The 18258-nt window shown below is 72.2% G+C and carries 16 protein-coding genes and 2 pseudogenes; 10 read left to right on the top strand and 8 right to left on the bottom strand.

Annotated features, from left to right (window positions below):
* Positions 1 to 49: 49 nt before the first annotated feature.
* Positions 50 to 730, bottom strand: a complete 681-nt coding sequence (locus tag ACZ6TU_RS31290; RefSeq protein WP_469552456.1) for a response regulator — start codon at positions 728 to 730, stop codon at positions 50 to 52.
* A gap of 352 nt (positions 731 to 1082) precedes the next feature.
* On the opposite strand from ACZ6TU_RS31290, the gene ACZ6TU_RS31285 reads away from it, so the two are divergent.
* From ACZ6TU_RS31285 to ACZ6TU_RS31260, 6 genes are all read left to right on the top strand, one after another.
* The gene (locus tag ACZ6TU_RS31285; RefSeq protein WP_469552345.1) at positions 1083 to 2549 is read left to right on the top strand and encodes a Y4yA family PLP-dependent enzyme; all 1467 of its coding nucleotides are present in this window, start codon (positions 1083 to 1085) and stop codon (positions 2547 to 2549) included.
* Positions 2546 to 3865: a pyridoxal-phosphate dependent enzyme gene (locus tag ACZ6TU_RS31280; protein ID WP_469552343.1), complete on the top strand. Its 1320-nt coding sequence runs from the start codon at positions 2546 to 2548 to the stop codon at positions 3863 to 3865. The genes ACZ6TU_RS31285 and ACZ6TU_RS31280 overlap by 4 nt, the downstream gene beginning before the upstream one ends.
* Positions 3866 to 3870: 5 nt before the next feature.
* A complete protein-coding gene (locus ACZ6TU_RS31275; protein WP_469552341.1) occupies positions 3871 to 5067 on the top strand; it encodes an aminotransferase class V-fold PLP-dependent enzyme in 1197 nt (398 codons plus the stop codon).
* A 90-nt stretch (positions 5068 to 5157) separates the two neighbouring features.
* Positions 5158 to 5922, top strand: a complete 765-nt coding sequence (locus tag ACZ6TU_RS31270) for a class I SAM-dependent methyltransferase (RefSeq protein ID WP_469552339.1) — start codon at positions 5158 to 5160, stop codon at positions 5920 to 5922.
* 149 nt (positions 5923 to 6071) lie between these two features.
* A complete protein-coding gene (locus ACZ6TU_RS31265; RefSeq protein ID WP_467669164.1) occupies positions 6072 to 6371 on the top strand; it encodes a hypothetical protein in 300 nt (99 codons plus the stop codon).
* Positions 6372 to 6443: 72 nt separating this feature from the next.
* A complete protein-coding gene (locus ACZ6TU_RS31260; RefSeq protein WP_467669162.1) occupies positions 6444 to 6755 on the top strand; it encodes an ArsR/SmtB family transcription factor in 312 nt (103 codons plus the stop codon).
* Between the two features lie 122 nt (positions 6756 to 6877).
* Here ACZ6TU_RS31260 and ACZ6TU_RS31255 read toward each other — a convergent pair whose 3' ends face one another.
* The 4 genes and pseudogenes from ACZ6TU_RS31255 to ACZ6TU_RS31240 form a co-directional block, all read right to left on the bottom strand.
* Positions 6878 to 7750 (bottom strand): LLM class flavin-dependent oxidoreductase, encoded by an 873-nt coding sequence (locus ACZ6TU_RS31255; RefSeq protein WP_469552337.1) that lies wholly within the window; start codon positions 7748 to 7750, stop codon positions 6878 to 6880.
* 90 nt (positions 7751 to 7840) lie between these two features.
* On the bottom strand, positions 7841 to 8239 hold the full coding sequence (locus ACZ6TU_RS31250; RefSeq protein ID WP_467669158.1) for a RidA family protein: 399 nt from the start codon (positions 8237 to 8239) through the stop codon (positions 7841 to 7843).
* Positions 8236 to 8976 (bottom strand): annotated as a pseudogene (locus ACZ6TU_RS31245) (acyl-CoA dehydrogenase family protein); the annotation flags it as partial. The gene ACZ6TU_RS31250 and the pseudogene ACZ6TU_RS31245, both read right to left, overlap by 4 nt.
* 477 nt (positions 8977 to 9453) lie before the next feature.
* Positions 9454 to 9873 (bottom strand): annotated as a pseudogene (locus ACZ6TU_RS31240) (acyl-CoA dehydrogenase family protein); the annotation flags it as partial.
* A 128-nt stretch (positions 9874 to 10001) separates the two neighbouring features.
* Between ACZ6TU_RS31240 and ACZ6TU_RS31235 the strand changes: the two are divergent.
* From ACZ6TU_RS31235 to ACZ6TU_RS31225, 3 genes are all read left to right on the top strand, one after another.
* On the top strand, positions 10002 to 11624 hold the full coding sequence (locus ACZ6TU_RS31235; protein WP_469552335.1) for an AMP-binding protein: 1623 nt from the start codon (positions 10002 to 10004) through the stop codon (positions 11622 to 11624).
* A gap of 15 nt (positions 11625 to 11639) precedes the next feature.
* A complete protein-coding gene (locus ACZ6TU_RS31230; protein ID WP_467669154.1) occupies positions 11640 to 12452 on the top strand; it encodes a PaaX family transcriptional regulator in 813 nt (270 codons plus the stop codon).
* 184 nt (positions 12453 to 12636) lie between these two features.
* Entirely contained in the window at positions 12637 to 13206 is a 570-nt protein-coding gene (locus tag ACZ6TU_RS31225) for a cysteine hydrolase family protein (protein WP_469552454.1), read from the top strand.
* A gap of 13 nt (positions 13207 to 13219) precedes the next feature.
* On the opposite strand, the gene ACZ6TU_RS31220 is transcribed toward ACZ6TU_RS31225, so the two are convergent.
* Both ACZ6TU_RS31220 and ACZ6TU_RS31215 read right to left on the bottom strand, forming a co-directional pair.
* Complete coding sequence (locus tag ACZ6TU_RS31220) at positions 13220 to 15571, bottom strand: bifunctional salicylyl-CoA 5-hydroxylase/oxidoreductase (protein ID WP_469552333.1); 2352 nt, start codon at positions 15569 to 15571, stop codon at positions 13220 to 13222.
* A complete protein-coding gene (locus ACZ6TU_RS31215) occupies positions 15556 to 16383 on the bottom strand; it encodes an enoyl-CoA hydratase family protein (RefSeq protein ID WP_467669150.1) in 828 nt (275 codons plus the stop codon). The genes ACZ6TU_RS31220 and ACZ6TU_RS31215 overlap by 16 nt, the downstream gene beginning before the upstream one ends.
* Before the next feature lie 308 nt (positions 16384 to 16691).
* Between ACZ6TU_RS31215 and ACZ6TU_RS31210 the strand changes: the two genes are divergently transcribed.
* Positions 16692 to 17159 (top strand): ATP-binding protein, encoded by a 468-nt coding sequence (locus ACZ6TU_RS31210; RefSeq protein WP_467669148.1) that lies wholly within the window; start codon positions 16692 to 16694, stop codon positions 17157 to 17159.
* A 6-nt stretch (positions 17160 to 17165) separates the two neighbouring features.
* Here ACZ6TU_RS31210 and argF read toward each other — a convergent pair whose 3' ends face one another.
* Positions 17166 to 18173: an ornithine carbamoyltransferase gene (gene argF / locus ACZ6TU_RS31205; protein WP_469552331.1), complete on the bottom strand. Its 1008-nt coding sequence runs from the start codon at positions 18171 to 18173 to the stop codon at positions 17166 to 17168.
* Positions 18174 to 18258: the final 85 nt, after the last annotated feature.

Raw genomic sequence — 18258 nt, 5'->3', positions numbered from 1 at the left:
CAAGTGCGGTGTCGCACCTGGGTATGACCCGCCCCCGGGGCCTGCGGACTCAACCGGTCGATCCGGGCACGACCAGCCCCGACTCGTAGGCGAGGACGACCAGTTGGGCCCGGTCCCGGACACCCAGCTTGGCGATCAGCCGGGTCATGTGGGTCTTGACCGTCTGCTCGGCCACCACCAGCGTCCCGGCGATCTCCGTGTTGGACAGGCCCCGCGCGACCAGTCCGAGGACCTCCGTCTCCCGGGGGGTGAGGCCGTTCAGCCGCAGTCGGGCCCGCCGCCCGGCCTGGGGGCGGCGCCGGGTCATGTCCTCGATGAGGCGGCGGGTGACGGACGGGGCGAGCAGGGCGTCACCGGCCGCGATCACCCGGACGGCCTGGACGAGTTCGGCGACCGGGGCGTCCTTGAGCAGGAAGCCGCTGGCGCCGGCCTGGAGGGTCTCGTAGACGTAGTCGTCGAGGTCGAAGGTGGTCAGCATGAGCACCTTGGGCCGGTGCGTCACGCCCGGCGGCGGGTCGAGCAGCCGCCGGGCCGCCTCCAGACCGTCCATCTCCGGCATTTGGATGTCCATCAGCACCACGTCGGGGTGTGTACTGCGGCAGACCTCCACCCCGCGCCGGCCGTCGGGCGCCTCCCCCACGACATCGATGTCGCTCTGCGCGGACAGCAGTGCGGCGAATCCCGAGCGCACCATGTCCTGGTCGTCGACGACGACCACCCGTACGACCATGCTCACTTCTCCCGTTCCGGCACGCGAACCCGTGCGGCCCGGCCAGCCGTTGCCGGGGCAGCGGGCCGCACCCCACTCTGCGTCGCGGCGCAGGGTCGCCGCCTCGGCCGAACGGCCACGACACACGGGCCCGACCTGCGAAGACTCGGCCGAACGACGGATGCCACGGTCCCGCGCCGGGCGCGCGCCGCCCGGCGGGACCGTGATCCGCTTCACACCGGCGCGGGGGACAGGCCTGGGCCTTACAGGGCGTAAAGCGACCGAAGAATGGATATGGGCTATACGGCGAAACGCGGGGAGTGTCCGACGTGCCCGGATGCCGGGCGCAGCGGCTTCAGGGGAGGGAGCGCGCATGGGTGGCCGGCCCTTGTACCTCGAACCGCGGCTGGAACCACGGCTCGGGTCGCTCCTGGCGGCGACCGGGACGCTGCACTCGCTCACCGACGCGCTCGGCTCACCCCTGCACGTCGTGGTGCCGGACCAGATCGTCGAGAACCTGGAGCGGTTCCGGTCCGTGTACCGCAGGCACCACCTGTCCGGACAGGTGTATTACGCCCACAAGGCGAACCGGTCCAGTGCGCTGCTGCGTCGGCTCGCCGCCACGGACGCGGGCGTGGACGTCGCGTCGCTGGGCGAGTTGCAGCACGCGCTGGGAGCCGGTTTCACCGCCGACCGGATCATGGCCACGGGTCCGAAGAACCCCGAGTTCCTGTGGCTCGCGGCCCTCACGGGCGTCACGGTGAGCGTCGACGGCGCCGCCGAGCTGGACCAGCTCGCCGTACTGGTGCGCAAGCACGCCCTCGCGCCGGTGCGGGTGCTGCTGCGGCTGTCGGGGTTCGAGACGTCGGGGGTGAAGGTGCTGAGCCGGCGCAGCCGGTTCGGCACGCCCGTACGGGAGTTGGATCCCCTGCTGGAGGCGGTCGAGCGGCACGGCGACGCGGTCGTCCTGACGGGGGTGGCCTACCACCTGGACACCACGAGCGTCACGGAGAAGGCGACCGCTCTCGAAGGGGCCCTGGCGGCCCTGGAGGCGTGCCGGAGCCGGGGGCTGCGGCCGCGGGCCGTGGACGTCGGCGGCGGGTTCGGCGTCAGTTACCTCGCCGAGCGGGAGCAGTGGGAGGCGTACACGAGCGCGCTCACGGCCGCCGTGCTGGGCCGCCGCCCGCCCTTGACCTGGGGCGGGCACGGTTACGGGCTGCGCAACGAGTCCGGCACCGTGCGCGGCGTCCTCGGCCTCTACCCCGCCCACCGGTCCGTCGCCGGCGCGGCCTATCTGGACGAGCTGCTGGCCCAGCCCGCCGCCTCCCTGGGCGGCCGTCCGCTGGCCGCACAGCTGCTGGAGCACCTGTACGACCTGTACAGCGAGCCCGGCCGGGCGCTGCTGGACCAGTGCGGGCTGACGCTGGCGAGGGTGCTGGAGGTCCGCTCCCAGGAGGCGGGCGGCGCACTGCTCGTGCGGCTGGCCGCGAAGGCGGACGACATCGCCCTGGAGGACCACGGAGTACTGGTGGATCCGGTCGTCATCCCCAGAAGCGGAGCCGGGCCGGGCGAGGGGCCCGTCGCCGTCCACCTCTTCGGCGGCCTGTGCCTGGAGACGGATCTGATCACCCGGCGCACGGTCTTCCTGCCGCGCCGTCCGGTCCCCGGTGACCTGCTGGCCTTCGCCAACACCGCCGGTTACGCCATGGACTTCCACGCCACCCGCGCCCAGCACCAGCCCGCCGCCCGCAAGGTCGCCGCCTGGCAGGACGGCGACGCCTGGCGCTGGTGCCTCGACGACCAGTTCTGGCCGATCACGCCCTCGGGGGGAGCTCAGTGAGGTACGACAGCATCACCGATGCGATAGGCAACACCCCGCTGGTACGGATCGACCCGGCCGTCCACGGCCTGCGCCACATCGACCTGTTCGCCAAGCTGGAGATGCTCAACCCCTTCGGCTCGGTCAAGGACCGGGCCGCCTGGAACATGGCGAGGCCTCTGCTGGCCGAGGCGGTCGAACACGGCAGCCAGGTCGTGGAGTTGTCCAGCGGCAACACGGCGAAGGCGCTGGCGGTCGTCGCGGGCATGCACGGCCTGGGCTTCAAGAGCGTCACCAACCGGATGCGGGTCCCGGAGATCAAGGACCTTCTGCTGCTGCTCGGCTCGGAGATCGAGGAGCTGCCGGGGCAGAGCGAGTGTCTGGACCCGACCGCGACGGACGACCCGCTGACCCTCTTCCACCGCACGCTGTCCGCTTCCGGCAGCGCCTATCTCCACACGGACCAGTACTTCAACCCGCGCAACACCGAGGCGCATCTCACCGGCACCGGGCCGGAGATCGTCAAGGACCTGGACGGCCGGGTCCCCGACTGGTTCGTCGCCTGTGTGGGCACGGCCGGTTCCTCCACGGGCGTGGCCCGCGCACTGCGGGAGGAGGATCCCTCGGTGCGGGTGGTCGGGCTGGTCGCGGCCAAGTCGGACTTCATCCCCGGGATCCGCACCATCGACGAGGTGCAGGAGGTCGGCCTGTTCGACCCGGAGACGTACGACACGATGGAGTCGGTGAGCGCCGACGAGGCGATCGAGGGGATGCTGACCCTGAACCGCCGCTGCGGCATCCTGGGCGGGCCCACCGGAGGCGCCGCCTACCACGGGGCCGTCCGTCATCTGCGCGCCGTCGACGAGGAGTTGACCGAGCGCCGGACAGCGGTGTTCATCGTCTGCGACCGCGTGGAGAGCTATCTGAGCTACGTCCGGCAGCGACGGCCCGACCTGCTGGGCCGGCCGCCCCGGAAGAACTCGCCGGCCGACCTGACCGACGCCGAGGTCGGCGGGGCGCCGTCGGTCACGGTGACCGAGGCCCGGCGGTGGATCGACACCGACCGGCCGCTCGTGGTCGACCTGCGCAGCCCCTACGCCTACGCGGCGCTGCACATCGACGGGTCGGTCAACATCGTCGACGAATTGTTCGCCGAACTCCTCCAGGGAGGACTGCCGTTCAGCCGGAGCCGGCCGGTGCTGCTGGCGTGCCCGGTGGGCGAGCAGTCCGCCCGGTACGCGGCGCTGCTGACCCGGATGGGCCATCCCGACGTACGCAGTCTGGCCGGCGGCATCATCGCCTGGCGGGACGCGGGCGCGCCCCTGGTGCGGGACTGACGGCCATGACCGCACCCGCGATCCGCGACGATCTGCGCCAGTGGCAGCAGGCGCTGCGCGCCCAGTTCCCCATCGTCACCGGGCACCCGGAGCTGGCGTACCTGGACAGCGCGGCGACGGCGCAGAAGCCGCAGGCCGTGCTGGACGCCGTGCAGACGTATCTCACGACCAGCAACGCCAACGCGGCACGCGGCACCTACACGTGGGCCAACCGGACCACCGAGCTGGTCGAGCGCACCCGCGAGCGCGTCGCCCGGTTCCTCGGGGATCGCCAACCCGAGCGCTCCGCCGTCCACTTCACGAGCGGCACGACCGAGGGGCTGCGCACGATCGCCCGCGACTGGCTGCCGGGGTTCCTGCGCGACGGCGACGAGATCGTCGTGCCGGAGGCCGACCACCAGGCCAACATCGCCCCCTGGTGGGAGGCCCAGCGGCTGCTCGCCCGCGAGGGCGTGCACGTGCGGGTGGTGCCGATGCCGTACCAGAGCGGTTCCGGGGACTACGACCACCGTGCGCTGGCCGAACGGGCCGGGCCGCGCACCCGGTTCGTCGCCACCACGCATGTGCACCACGTCTACGGCGGTGACATGAACGTGCAGCGCATCCGCCGGGCGGTCGGCCCGGACGCGGTGATCTGTCTGGACGCGGCGCAGAGTGTCGGGCATCTGCCGGTGTCCGTGGCCGAGTTGGAGGTCGACTTCGTCGTCTTCTCCGGGCACAAGGCGCTGGCCCTGCCCGGTTCCGGGGCGGTGTGGGCCCGGCAGGCGCGCGGCCCGGCGTTCACGCCCGGCGGGTGGAGCGGCACCCCGAACACGGTCGGCATCGCCTCGCTCGAAGCGGCCCTGGACTGGCTGGACGCCGCCGGTGTGGAGCGCGTCGAGCGCTGGACGGTCGCCCTGGCGGCCCGGCTCACCGAGGGGCTGCGCCAGCTGGACGCCTACGAGATCCTCGGCTGCCCGCTGAGCCTGGCCGCCGACTCGACCGTGCAGCGGCGCCAGGGCATCGTCACCCTGCGGCATCGCGCCATCGACTCGGGCGACCTGGGCTTCATCCTGTACAGCCACGGTTTCATGGTCCGCTCGGACAACCACTGCCAGGGCGACGCGGGCGAGAAGACCGGTTCGGTCCGGGTGAGTCTGCATGTGTACAACACCGTTGAGGAGATCGACCGGCTGCTGTCTGTCCTCGTTTCACTCCAGTGACTCCCCCAACTATGCGTAATGGGAACCGTTTCCACCTGTAGGCTCGGGCCGGAAAGAGTCAGGTGCGAGACGGCAAGGTGGCGCGACCGGATGGGGCTGAGTCTGGCGACGGCGGAGCGATGGGTGGAGCGCTGGGAGCTCCAGCAGCAGCGGTACGCGGTCGACCGCGAGGAGCGGTTCACGGTGATCGCCGATGTCGTCGAGCACGTCACGGCCGGGCACGGCTCCCAGCCCCTCGTCGTCGACCTGGGCTGCGGGCCCGGCTCCCTGGCGGCCCGGCTGGTCCGGCGGCTGCCGGACGCGGAGATCGTGGCCGTGGACCGGGATCCCCTGCTGCTGGAGCTGGGCCGGACCCACCATCCGGACGCGGCACGGTACGTCGACGCCGAGATCGGCACACCGGGCTGGACCTGGGCTCTGGACCTGGACCGGCCCCTGGACGCGGCCGTCTCCACGACAGCCCTGCACTACCTCGACCGCGACACCCTGCTGCGCACCTACCGGCAGCTCGCCACGCTGCTGCGGCCCGGCGGTGTCCTCGTCAACGGCGACCATCTCCCCCAGGACGACACGGGCCCGGCCGGGATCGCCGCCCACGTCGGGCGGTGCCGGGCCGACCGGCAGCGGGTGTTCGCGCACGAGGACTGGGGCTCCTGGTGGGCCGCCGCCGCCGACGACCCCGAGCTGACGGACCTGCTCGCCGAGCGCCACCGCCGCGAGGCACCTCTCGACACCGGCCGTCCCGCCGAACTCCCCCTCTCGGCCCATCTGGAGCTGCTGCGAGAGGCGGGCTTCGCCACGGCGGGCCCGGTCTGGCAGTACGGCGACAGCTGCGTGGTCGTCGCGGTTCGCTGACCCGGGCGTCACCCCTGCGCCACCCTCGGCTCGCGGGCGGCGCCGGCCACCCGGACAATACATGCAGGAATCGCTATATGTTAATGTCGCCATGACAGCCCCGGCCGAGGCGCCGCGGGCGGCACGAGCACACGCAAGGAGCCACCCCCATGACCACCGCCGAGCACCTCACCCACGAGAACCACGCGCACGCCCACGGCGACGACTGCGGCCACGTAGCCTTCACGCACGGCGATCACACCGACTACGCCCACGACGGCCACATCCACCGGATGCACGAGGACCACGTCGACGAGTGCGCGAACGGCGGCCACGCGGTGCACCAGAACCACGACCACCAGCACGGCGACGACTGCGGCCACCTGGCCGTGCGGCACGGTGACCACACCGACTACGTGCACGACGGCCACCGGCACGCCGCCCACGAGGGGCACTGGGACGATCACTGACGATCCCCGTCCGCGGCGACCAGAGCATCGGGCGGCGAACTGGAAATCATTGTCATATGCTAATGTGTGCATATGACAACGACGCCCGCTTCCCCCACAGACGAGCCGGATCCGACCCTGCAGGCGGCCAGCGAGCTCCTGCGCGCGCTGGCCTCGCCCGTACGGCTGGGCATCGTGCGGGAGCTGTCCGCAGGCGGGAAGTACGTCCATGAACTGGTCACGGCTCTGGGCGTGAGCCAGCCGCTGGTCTCCCAGCATCTGCGGGTGCTGCGCACCTCCCGGATCGTCACCGCCCGGCGTCAGGCCCGCGAGACGCGGTACACCCTCACCGACGACCACGTGGCGCACATCGTGCTGGACGCCATCCGGCACGCACAGGAGTAGCGCGCACGGTCCCCCTCTTCGACGGCCGCCCGGCCTGCTGCCGGGCGGCCGTCGCGCCGTCTCGGGACAGGCTCGCCCGGCGGACCGTGCGGTCGCCGCACGGTGGTTCGACGGGCGCCGGGTTACGGAACGAGGGGGCGGACGTCCTCGGCCACGAAGCGGACGAAGCCCTCGGGGTCCGGCTCATCGCCGGTGGGCTCGAGGATGACGGTGTCGGCACCGGCGGCGACCAGGCGTTGAACGGCCTCGGCCACCGTGCCGGCGTCGCCCGCGACTCCCAGATCGGGGATCTTGTCCGTGCCGGATGCGGTGCGCTCGGCCTGGAGGCGGGCGGCGGCGTCCGGCCCGGTGGTGGTGAGGAGATAGACGACCACGCGGTGGGAGCCGGTGCGGCCAGCCGCCGCGCGGCCCTCGTCAATGAGCCGGCGGGCGTTTCGCACGCCGTCCGGCGGGGTGGCCTCGCTGAGCAGCGTGCCGTCGGCGGCCTCGCCGGACAGGCGCAGCGAACGGGGGCCGGTGACACCGGCGAGCACCTCGGGAGCGGTGGGCGGGGGCCAGTCGAGGCCGACGTCGTCCAGCTTCACGTACCGCCCGTCAGTGGTGACGCGCTCGCCGCGCAGCAGCGCCCGGAGCGCGTCGAGGTACTCGCGCAGCAGTGTGACCGGCGACTCGGCCCGCGCTCCGACCTGCCCCATCCAGTCCTGCACGCCGTGCCCGACGGTCAGCGTGAAGCGCCCCGGGAAGAGCCGGTCCAGGGTGGCGGTCTCCATCGCGGTGAGGGCGACGTTCCGCAAGGGCACGGGCAGCAGCCCGATGCCGACCCGCAGCCGTTCGGTCCAGGCGAGCGCGGCGGACGCGGTGGCGACCCCGCCCTCCAGGAAGCAGTCCTCCCAGAACCACAGCTCCTCCAGCCCCGCCGCCTCGGCGGTACGGGCTATGCCACGCAGCCTCTCGGGGGGCAGCTGAGGACGGAAAACAGCACCAAGACCAGTCATGGGCCCTTACCTACCCCTAGTGCTCCGGGATGAACAACTGCTTTACGGCACTTTGCTCTTGACGGCCCGGGTGGCGAGTCCGCCGTGTCCCTACGGCAGCACGGCGAAGCCGTCCAGTTCCACCAACGCCTCCTCGTCCCACAGCCGGACGACCTCGACGACCGCCATGGCCGGGTAGTCGCGGCCCGCCAGTTTCCGCCAGAGGCGACCCAGTTCGGGGGCGTGGGCGCGGTACGCGGCGACGTCCGTGGCGTAGACGGTGACGCGGGCCAGGTCGGAGGGCATGCCGCCGGCCGTCGTGAGGGCGGCCAGCAGGTTGGTGAGGGCCCTCTCGAACTGTTCCGGCAGGGTCGCGCCGACCACCTTGCCGTCGCCGTCGAGGGCGGTCTGCCCCGCCAGGAACACCACCCTGGACCCCGAGGCCACGACGGCGTGCGAGAAGCCGGTCGGTGGGGCGAGGCCGGGCGGGTTGACGCGTTCGGTGGTCACCGGGCCTCCTGGTGGGCTGCGTACAACTCCTTGGCGATGATGCCGCGTTGGACCTCGCTGGCCCCCTCGTAGATGCGTGGGGCGCGCACCTCCCGGTAGAGGTGTTCGAGCAGGTGACCGCGTTGCAGCGCGCGGGCGCCGTGCAGCTGGACGGCGGTGTCGACGACGTACTGCGCGGTCTCGGTGGCGAGCAGTTTCGCCATGGCGGCGCGCTGGGGCACGTCCTTGGCGCCCTCGTCGTACGCCGTCGCCGCCGCGTAGACCATCAGCCGGGCCGCCTCCGTGCGCAGGGCCATCTCGGCGACCTGGTGGGAGACGGCCTGAAGGTCCCTCAGCTTGCCGCCGAAGGCGTCCCGCCCGGCGGTGTGCGCGAGGGTCGCGTCGAGCGCCGACCGGGCCATACCGACCGCGAAGGCGCCGACGCTGGGGCGGAACAGGTTGAGCGTCCCCATGGCGACCCGGAACCCCCGGTCCACCTCCCCGAGCACGTCGTCGGCCGTCACCGGCACGGCGTCGAAGCCGAGCGCGCCGATGGGGTGCGGTGAGAGCATGTCGAGCCCGGCACCGGTCAGCCCCGGCCGGTCGGCCGGCACGAGGAAGGCCGTGACGCCGCGTGCCCCTGCCCCCGGGGTGGTCCGGGCGAAGACGGTGTAGAAGTCGGCCTCGGGGGCGTTGGAGATCCAGCACTTCTCACCGGTGAGACGCCAGCGGGTGGGGCCGTCGGGGGCGGCGGCCAGTCCGGCGGGAGCCGGTGAGTCGTAGATGGCGTGCGGTGAGTCGTGGACCGCGTGCGGTGAGGCGCGGTTCGCGCGCCCGGATCCCGACGAGCCGCCGGCAGGAGCCCGCTCCCCCTCGGTTCCGCCGCTGGATGCCGTCGCGTCCGGTGCCGCACCGGCCTGGGACCGACCACCCCGACCGCCGCCGCCGGACGCCGCCGAGCCGCCTTCACGAGCCCCGGCGCCTCGAATGCTGCCGCCGGACGCCGCCGAGTCCGATGAGCGGTCGGCAGGAGACCGAGCGCCCCGGGCGCTGCCGTCGGGTGTCGCCGCACCCGCTGAGCCGGGACCACCGGTCCGGGAGCCCTGAGCACCGCCGGGTCCGGCCCGCCCCTGAGCGCCGTCGGACGCCGTCCCGCCCCGAGAACGGCCGCCGGCTGCCGCGCCGGTGCCCCCTCCAGAGGCCCTCCCGCCCAGTGAGCCACTGCCGGATGCCGCCCCTGGTGAGCCGTCCCGCTCCGCCCGCAACCCCAGCGCCGCCGCGTCCGACCCCGCTCCCGGCTCGCTCAGCGCGAACGCCGCGACCGCCGTGCCGTCGGCCACGCGGGGGAGCCAGCGGGCGCGTTGGGGCTCCGTGCCGTGAGCGTGGACCGGGTGGGCGCCGAGGCCCTGGAGGGCGAGGGCCGTTTCGGCTTCTGTGCAGGCGTAGGCCAGGGACTCGCGCATCAGGCACAGGTCGAGCGCGCCGGAGGTGAAGAGCCGACCGAGCAGTCCGAGGCTGCCGAGTTCGGCGAGCAGGGCCCGGTTCACCCGGCCCGCTTCGCCCTTCTCGGCCAGCGGGCGGAGCCGCTCGGCGGCGAGGGCGCGCAGCTCGGCACACCAGGCGAGTTGTGCCGGTTCGAGCGAGAATGCGGTCATCGCCGGTCCCTTCTCCGCCGGCCCTGCCTCCCGGCCGGGCCACCCCGAGGTTATCGCGGACCGTTGACTGCCGTCACCAACACGATACGCTCCTGGGGCGAGCCCACCACGCCAAGGGGGCGAATCGTATGAATCCACGGGGTACGGCCCACGTCGACACCTTCGCCCGTGACCATCTGCCACCCCCGGACCAATGGCCCGAGCTCCGTTTCGACCTGCCGGAGCTGCGTTACCCCGAACGGCTCAACTGCGCCGCCGAACTGCTCAGCGGCCCGCCCGGCGACCGCCCGGCGTTCCTCACCCCAACGCAAGAGCCATGGACGTATGCCGATCTGCGCGCCCGCGTCGACCGCATCGCGCACCTGCTCACCGGCGAACTCGGCGTCGTCCCCGGCAACCGGGTGCTGCTGCGCGGCCCGACCACTCCCTGGCTCGCGGCCTGCTGGCTGGCGGTGCTGAAGGCGGGGGCCGTCGCGGTCACCGTGCTCGCCCAGCAGCGCCCGCACGAGCTGAGCACGATGTGCGAGATCGCCCGGGTCCGGCACGCGCTGTGCGACATCCGGGCCGTCGACGACCTCGCCAAGGCCGAGATCCCGGACCTGCGGATCACCGCCTACGGCGGTGACGCCCCGGACGACCTCCTCAACCGCCCGGCGCCCGGCACACTGTACGAGGCCGTCGACACGGCGGCCGACGACGTCGCGCTGATCGCCTTCACCTCCGGAACCACCGGCCGCCCCAAGGGCTGCATGCACTTCCACCGGGACGTCCTGGCCGTCGCCGACACCTTCTCCCGGCACGTCCTGAAGCCCGACGCGGACGACGTGTTCACGGGCAGTCCCCCGCTCGGCTTCACCTTCGGGCTCGGCGGGCTGGTCGTCTTCCCGCTGCGGGCCGGGGCGAGCGCGCTCCTGCTGGAGCAGGCGGGTCCCAGGCAACTGCTGCCGGCCATCGCCCGCCACCGGGTGTCCGTGCTGTTCACCGCGCCGACGGCGTACCGCGCGATGCTCGACGAGCTCGACGGGTACGACGTCTCGTCGCTGCGCCGCTGCGTCTCGGCCGGCGAGAACCTGCCGGCGGCCACCTGGCGGGCCTGGCACGAACGCACGGGCCTGCGCGTCATCAACGGCATCGGCGCCACCGAGCTGCTGCACATCTTCGTCTCCGCGGCCGACGAACGGATCCGGCCCGGCACGACGGGCGTTCCCGTGCCGGGCTGGCACGCGTGCGTGCAGGACGAGCGCGGCGAGCCGGTGCCCGACGGGGAGCCGGGACTGCTCGCGGTGCGCGGACCGGTCGGCTGCCGCTACCTCGCCGACCCGCGGCAGCGGGAGTACGTACGCGGCGGCTGGAACATCACCGGCGACACCTACGTCCGCGAGGCCGACGGGTATTTCCGGTACGTCGCCCGCGCCGACGACATGATCATCTCGGCCGGGTACAACATCGCCGGGCCGGAGGTCGAGGACGCGCTGCTGCGGCACCCGGACGTGGTGGAGGCGGCGGTCGTGGGGCGGCCCGACGAGGCCCGCGGACAGGTCGTGGTGGCCTTCGTCGTCCTCAAGGAGGGCGCCGAACGGGACGCCGGGGCGCTGCGCGCCTTCGTGAAGAGCGAGCTGGCGCCGTACAAGTGCCCGCGCGAGATCGTCTTCCTGGACGCGCTGCCGCGCACGGCCACCGGCAAGCTCCAGCGGTTTCTCCTGCGCACGGGAGGGCTCCCGGAAGGCGGCACCGGAAGCGACCGGGAGTGAACCGAACGACCTAAGATGATCAACGTGTCCGACCAGCATGCACCACGGTCTCTCATCGTCACGCTCTACGGCGCGTACGGCCGCTTCGCGACGGGCCCCGTGCCCGTCGCCGAACTGATCCGGCTGCTCGCCGCGGTCGGCGTGGACGCCCCGTCCGTACGCTCCTCGGTGTCGCGGCTCAAGAGACGCGGACTGCTGGTGCCCGCCCGCACCGCCCAGGGCGCGGCCGGGTACGAACTGTCCCCGGATGCCCGCCAGTTGCTCGACGACGGCGACCGGCGCATCTACGCCACGGCTCCTCCCGAGGACGAGGGGTGGGTGCTCGCCGTGTTCTCCGTGCCGGAGTCGGAGCGGCAGAAGCGGCACGTGCTGCGCTCCCGGCTGGCCGGCCTCGGTTTCGGCACGGCCGCGCCGGGCGTGTGGATCGCGCCCGCGCGGCTGTACGAGGAGACCCGGCACACCCTCCAGCGGCTGCGGCTGGACGCGTACGTCGACTTCTTCCGCGGCGACCACCTCGGCTTCGCCCCGACCGCGGAGGCCGTCGCCCGCTGGTGGGACCTGGCCGCCATCGCCAAGGAGCACGAGGCGTTCCTCGACCGCCACGCGCGCGTGCTGCACGCCTGGGAGCAACGCGAGGACACCCCGCCGGAGGAGGCCTACCGCGACTACCTCCTCGCCCTGGACTCCTGGCGCCACCTCCCCTACACCGATCCGGGCCTGCCCTCCGCACTCCTCCCCGAGGACTGGCCGGGGGTGCGCTCGTCGGCGGTGTTCCGGAGGCTGCACGAACGGCTGCGGGACGCGGGCGCGGAGTTCGTGGGGCCGTGATGCCGCGGCGGGAACCGAAGCTCACCACGCCCTTGTTAGGTCCACCGGGCCACCGGGTACTCGTCAGCGCGTTCCCGGAACCCGCACCACACGCTTCACTCGGGAGACGCGATGCCCCGACTTCCCCAGCACGAGATCCCGCCGCGACTGCATGAGTGACCGCCTCCGACGGGCGGCGGAGATCATGGAGCGGCAGGCAGGCCCGACGCGGCCGGCTCTGATCGTGGTCGACATGATCAACACATACGACCACGAGGACGCCGAGCTGCTCGTGCCGTCCGTCGAAGAGGTCGTGCCGGTCATCGCGGAGCTGATCGGCCGGGCCCGCGAGGCGGGCGTGCCGGTGATCTACGTGAACGACAACTTCGGACTGTGGCGCTCGCACCACGGAGAGCTCGTCGAGACCGCGCTGGCCCGGCCGCACGCCCGCCTGATCGAGCCGATCCGACCCGACGACGAGTCACTCTTCGTCATGAAGGCCCGCCACTCCGTGTTCTACGAGACGCCCCTGGCCTACCTCCTGTGGAGCCTGGGCGTCGGACACGTGGTGCTGACCGGCCAGGTCACCGAGCAGTGCGTCCTGTACTCCGCCCTCGACGCGCACATCCGGCACCTGGAGGTCACGGTGCCCAAGGACGCCGTCGCCTCCATCCACCCCCACCTGGCCTCCGCCGCGCTGGAAATGATGGAGCGCAACATGGGCGCCCGGATCATCTCGGCGAAGGAAACCGATTTCACGCCGACCGCAGGCTAGGGGGTGCCCCCCTTCACAGACTCAGCCGCGGCTTCGGCACGTCCGTGCGGCCGGTCTGGGGGCGACGGCTGCCCGCGCGGTAAGGGGCCGGCCAGGTCGCTCCCGGTCCCGTGTAGCCCTGTTCGGCCGCCGCGTGCAGCGTCCAGTGCGGGTCGTAGAGGTGGGGGCGGGCCAGGGCGCACAGGTCCGTACGGCCCGCCAGGATCAGGGAGTTGACGTCGTCCCAGGAGGAGATCGCGCCGACCGCGACCACCGGGATGCCGGTGGCGTTGCGGATCCGGTCCGCGAACGGAGTCTGGTACGACCGCCCGAACTCGGGCCGTTCGTCCGCCACCACCTGCCCCGTCGACACGTCGATCGCGTCGGCGCCGTGCGCGGCGAAGGCCCGGGCGATCTCGACGGCGTCCTCGGGCGTGGTCCCGCCCTCGGCCCAGTCGGTTGCGGAGATCCGGACGGTCATGGGCCGCTCCCCCGGCCAGACGTTCCGTACGGCGTCGAACACCTCCAGCGGGAAGCGGAGCCGCTTCTCCAGCGAGCCCCCGTAGGCGTCGGTGCGACGGTTGGCCAGCGGGGAGAGGAAGCCGGAGAGCAGATAGCCGTGGGCGCAGTGCAGTTCGAGCAGGTCGAATCCGGCCCGGGCGGCGCGGCAGGCGGCTGCCGCGAACTGCTCCCGGATGTCGGTGAGTTGCGCGCGAGACAGCTCGCGCGGGGTCTGGCTGAACCGCTTGTACGGGAGCGCGGAAGCGGCCACGAGCGGCCAGTTGCCCTCCTCCAGCGGCTCGTCCATGCCCTCCCACATCAGCTTCGTGGAGCCCTTGCGGCCGCTGTGGCCGAGCTGCACGCCGATCGCGGTGCCGGGCGCCTGGGCATGCACGAAGTCGGTGACACGCCGCCAGGCCTCGGCCTGCCGGCCGGTGTAGAGACCGGCGCAGCCGGGCGTGATCCTGCCCTCCTCGCTGACGCACACCATCTCGGTCATCACCAGCCCGGCCCCGCCCATCGCCCGCGCGCCCAGATGGACGAGGTGGAAGTCGCCGGGGACGCCGTCGACCGCCGAGTACATGTCCATGGGTGAGACGACGACCCGGTTGCGCAGGGTCAGGCCCCGCAGCCGGAACGGGGTGAACATCGGGGGCGTGCCGGGCGGGCAGCCGAACTCCCGCTCCACCGCCTCCGTGAAGTGCGGGTCGCGCAGCCGCAGGTTGTCGTGGGTGACGCGGCGGCTGCGGGTGAGCAGGTTGAAGGCGAACTGGCGGGGCGGCTGGTCCAGGTACAGGGCGAGGTTCTCGAACCACTCCAGGCTGGCGCGGGCCGCGCGCTGCGTGGACGCGACGACGGGCCGCCGCTCCGCCTCGTAGGCGGTCAGGGCCTCGGACAGGGTGTCCTGTTCCTCCAGGCACGCGGCCAGGGCCAGGGCGTCCTCGACGGCGAGCTTGGTGCCGGAGCCGATGGAGAAGTGGGCGGTGTGGGCGGCGTCGCCGAGGAGGACGACGTTGCCGTGCGACCAGCGGTCGTTGACGACCGTGCGGAAGGTCGTCCACGTGGAGTTGTTCGACTTCAGGGGGCGGCCGCGGAGCGCTTCCGCGAAGATCTTGGCGCAGCGTTCGATCGACTCGGCTTCGCCGAGCTCGTCGAAGCCGGCGGCGTGCCAGACCTCCTCGCGCATCTCGATGATCACGGTGGAGGCGTCGGGGGCGTACGGGTAGCCGTGGAGCTGCATGACGCCGTGTTCGGTCTCGGCGATCTCGAAGCGGAAGGAGTCGAAGGGGAAGTCGGCGGCGAGCCAGATGTAGCGGCAGCGGTGTGTGGTGACCCGGGGGCGGAAGACGTCCGCGTAGGTCTCGCGTGTGGTGCTGTGGATGCCGTCCGCCGCGATGACCAGGTCGTGGGTCTGCGGGAGCTCTTCCGGGGCCTCGGTGTGGAAGCGGAGGTCCACGCCGAGTTCGCGGCAGCGGTGGTGGAGGATTTCCAGGAGGCGTTGGCGGCCGAGTGCGGCGAAGCCGTGTCCTCCGGAGGTGTGGCGGGTGGTGCGGTGGACGATGTCGATGTCGTCCCAGCGGACGAAGTGCCTCTGGAGGGCCTCGTAGACCTGGGGGTCGGCGTGTTCTATGCCGCCGAGGGTTTCGTCGGAGAGGACGACGCCGAAGCCGAAGGTGGTGTCCGGGGGGTTGCGTTCCCAGACGGTGATGTCGCGGGTGGGGTCGAGGCGTTTGAGGAGGGCGGCGGCGTAGAGGCCGCCGGGGCCGCCGCCGATGATGGCCACGCGTAGAGGGTGGCGTGTGTCGCCGTGCGGGTGCGGGTTCGTTGTGGCTGGTCGCGCAGTTCCCCGCGCCCCTTCGGGTACATCCACTATCGTCCGCTCCATTTCGGAGGGCGCTTTTCCGAGAAGGCCGCGTGGAACTCCGCGTAGTCCTCTCCTGTCATCAGGAGGGCCTGGGTGGAGGCGTCCAGTTCAACCGATGCCGCCAGCGGCATGTCCAGTTCTGCCGTGAGGAGGGCCTTGGTCTGGGCGTAGGCCAGGGCTGGACCGTCTGCCAGGCGGCGGGCCAGTTGTTGTGCCGCCTCATCCGCTCGGCCCTCCTCCGTCAGTTCGCTGATCAGGCCGATGCGCTCGGCCTCGGGGGCGCGGACCGGGTCGCCCAGCATCAGGAGGCGGGTGGCGTGGCCGAGGCCTACGACCCTGGGCAGGAGGTAGGCGGCGCCCATGTCGCCGCCGGAGAGGCCGACGCGGGTGAAGAGGTAGGCGAAGCGGGCCGTGGAGTCGGCCACGCGGAAGTCGGCGGCCAGGGCCAGGACCGCTCCGGCGCCGGCCGCCACACCCTGAACCGCCGCGATCACGGGGAAGGGGCACTCCCGGATGGCGCGGACCACCTGACCGGTCATGCGGTTGAAGTCGAGGAGCTGGGCGGTGTCCATGCCCAGGGTGGCGCCGATGATCTCGTCGACGTCGCCGCCGGAGCAGAAGCCGCGGCCCTCGCCGGCCAGCACCAGGGCCCGTACGGACCGCTCCCGGGACAGCTGCGCGAGCAGGTCGCGCAGGTCGGCGTAGGCGCCGAAGGTGAGCGCGTTGAGTTTCTCGGGGCGGGCCAGGGTGACGGTGGCGACCCCGTCGGTGAGGTCGACGCGCAGGTGCTCCCAGCTCGTGGTGCGGGCGGCGGAGCCGGTGAAGGGACTCATGACGTGCGGCCTCCTCGGGCGGGCACTGCCTCACTGAGCTCTACCCCACGAAGTTATCACTCATCCGTGACTGTCGTCATGAGTACGCGATAGGCCGTCCGGGTAGGACATCACGGGGAGCCGGGTGTGAACCGGGCAGGTCACATCCGTCACAGATCGTCCACACCGGCGTAACGGCGGGAGCAGCTGTGCGCGGCACGGCGTTCACCTGGGTAAGCCGGGCGGCAAGGGGGCCGCAGGTCCTCCGGCAGTGCCCCTCGGACGCCACAGAAGAGTGGCGCCGTACCATTCATAAGGTTGAAAGCAGGATGTCCTGCTCCATGAACGGACCCGCCTTGTACGAACTCGCCTCAGCCCCCGCCTCCTGGCGCATCGCGCTGCCGCACACCACCGCGGCGGTGCCCGTGGCCCGCGCCCTGGTCCGTACGGCGCTGGCCGAACTGGAGCACCGGGCGGACTGCGACACGGCGGAGCTGCTCACGGCGGAGCTGGTGGCGAACGCCGTGGAGCACACCTCCGGCGAGACGCCGATAGAGCTGGTGGTGGAGCTGATGCCGTCGGGCTGCCAGGTCGAGGTGCACGACACCGACCCGCAGCCGCCCGGCGATCTCACCCGTCCGTCCGGGGGGATGCCCGACCCCTGGCAGGAGCACGGGCGCGGTCTGCTGCTGATCCGCGCCCTGAGCTCGTCGTGCGGGCACCGGCCGACCGAGTCCGGCAAGGCCGTGTGGTTCAGACTGCCCGTGGTACCGGCTCAGCGGCGGCCGACGGCCTGACGCGGTTCAGCCGAGGGTCGCGACCAGCACTGCCTTGATGGTGTGCAGACGGTTCTCCGCCTCGTCGAAGACGACGGAGTGCGCCGACTCGAAGACCTCGTCCGACACCTCCAGGTACTCCAGGCCGTGGGCCGCGTGGATCTCCTGGCCGACCTCGGTGCCGAGGTCGTGGAAGGCGGGCAGGCAGTGCAGGAACTTCACGTCCGGGTTGCCGGTGGCGCGCAGGACGTCCATGGTCACGGCGTACGGGGCGAGGGCGGCGATGCGCTCGGCCCAGACCTCTTTCGGCTCACCCATGGAGACCCAGACGTCGGTGGCGACGAAGTCGGCACCTCGGACGCCCTCGTCCAGGGTCTCGGTGAGGGTGATGCGGGCGCCACTGGTCTCGGCGAGGGCGCGGGCCCGGTCGACGACCTCCTCGGCCGGCCAGAAGTCCTTCGGGGCGACGAGACGCACGTCCATGCCGAGCAGGGCGCCGGTGACCAGGTAGGAGTTGCCCATGTTGAAGCGGGCGTCGCCGAGGTAGGCGAAAGTGATCCCGGTCAGCGGCTTGGCGCAGTGCTCGGTCATGGTCAGCACGTCGGCGAGCATCTGGGTGGGGTGCCAGTCGTCGGTGAGCCCGTTGTAGACCGGCACACCGGCGTGCGCCGCCAGCTCCTCCACCTTCTGCTGGCTGTCGCCCCGGTACTCGATCCCGTCGTACATCCGGCCCAGCACCCGCGCGGTGTCCCGCACCGACTCCTTGTGGCCCATCTGCGAGCCGGACGGGTCGAGGTACGTCGTCGAGGCGCCCTGGTCGGCGGCCGCGACCTCGAAGGCGCAGCGGGTCCGGGTGGAGGTCTTCTCGAAGACCAGCGCGATGTTCCGGCCCCGCAGGTACTGCGTCTCGACCCCGGCCTTCTTGGCGGCCTTCAGCTCCGCGGCCAGCTCGACCAGACCGCGGAACTCCTCCTCGGTGAAGTCCAGCTCCTTGAGGAGGTGGCGGCCGGCGAGGGCGGTCGGGACTGTCGCCATGGGGCGCTCCAGGGATACGGCGGTACGGGGACGGAGAGGACTACTGGAATACTATACGAAACCCAGCATGCCTATACGTCACGGT

Source organism: Streptomyces sp. NPDC052064, assembly GCF_055585925.1.
This window is presented reverse-complemented; position numbering and strand designations above follow the sequence as displayed.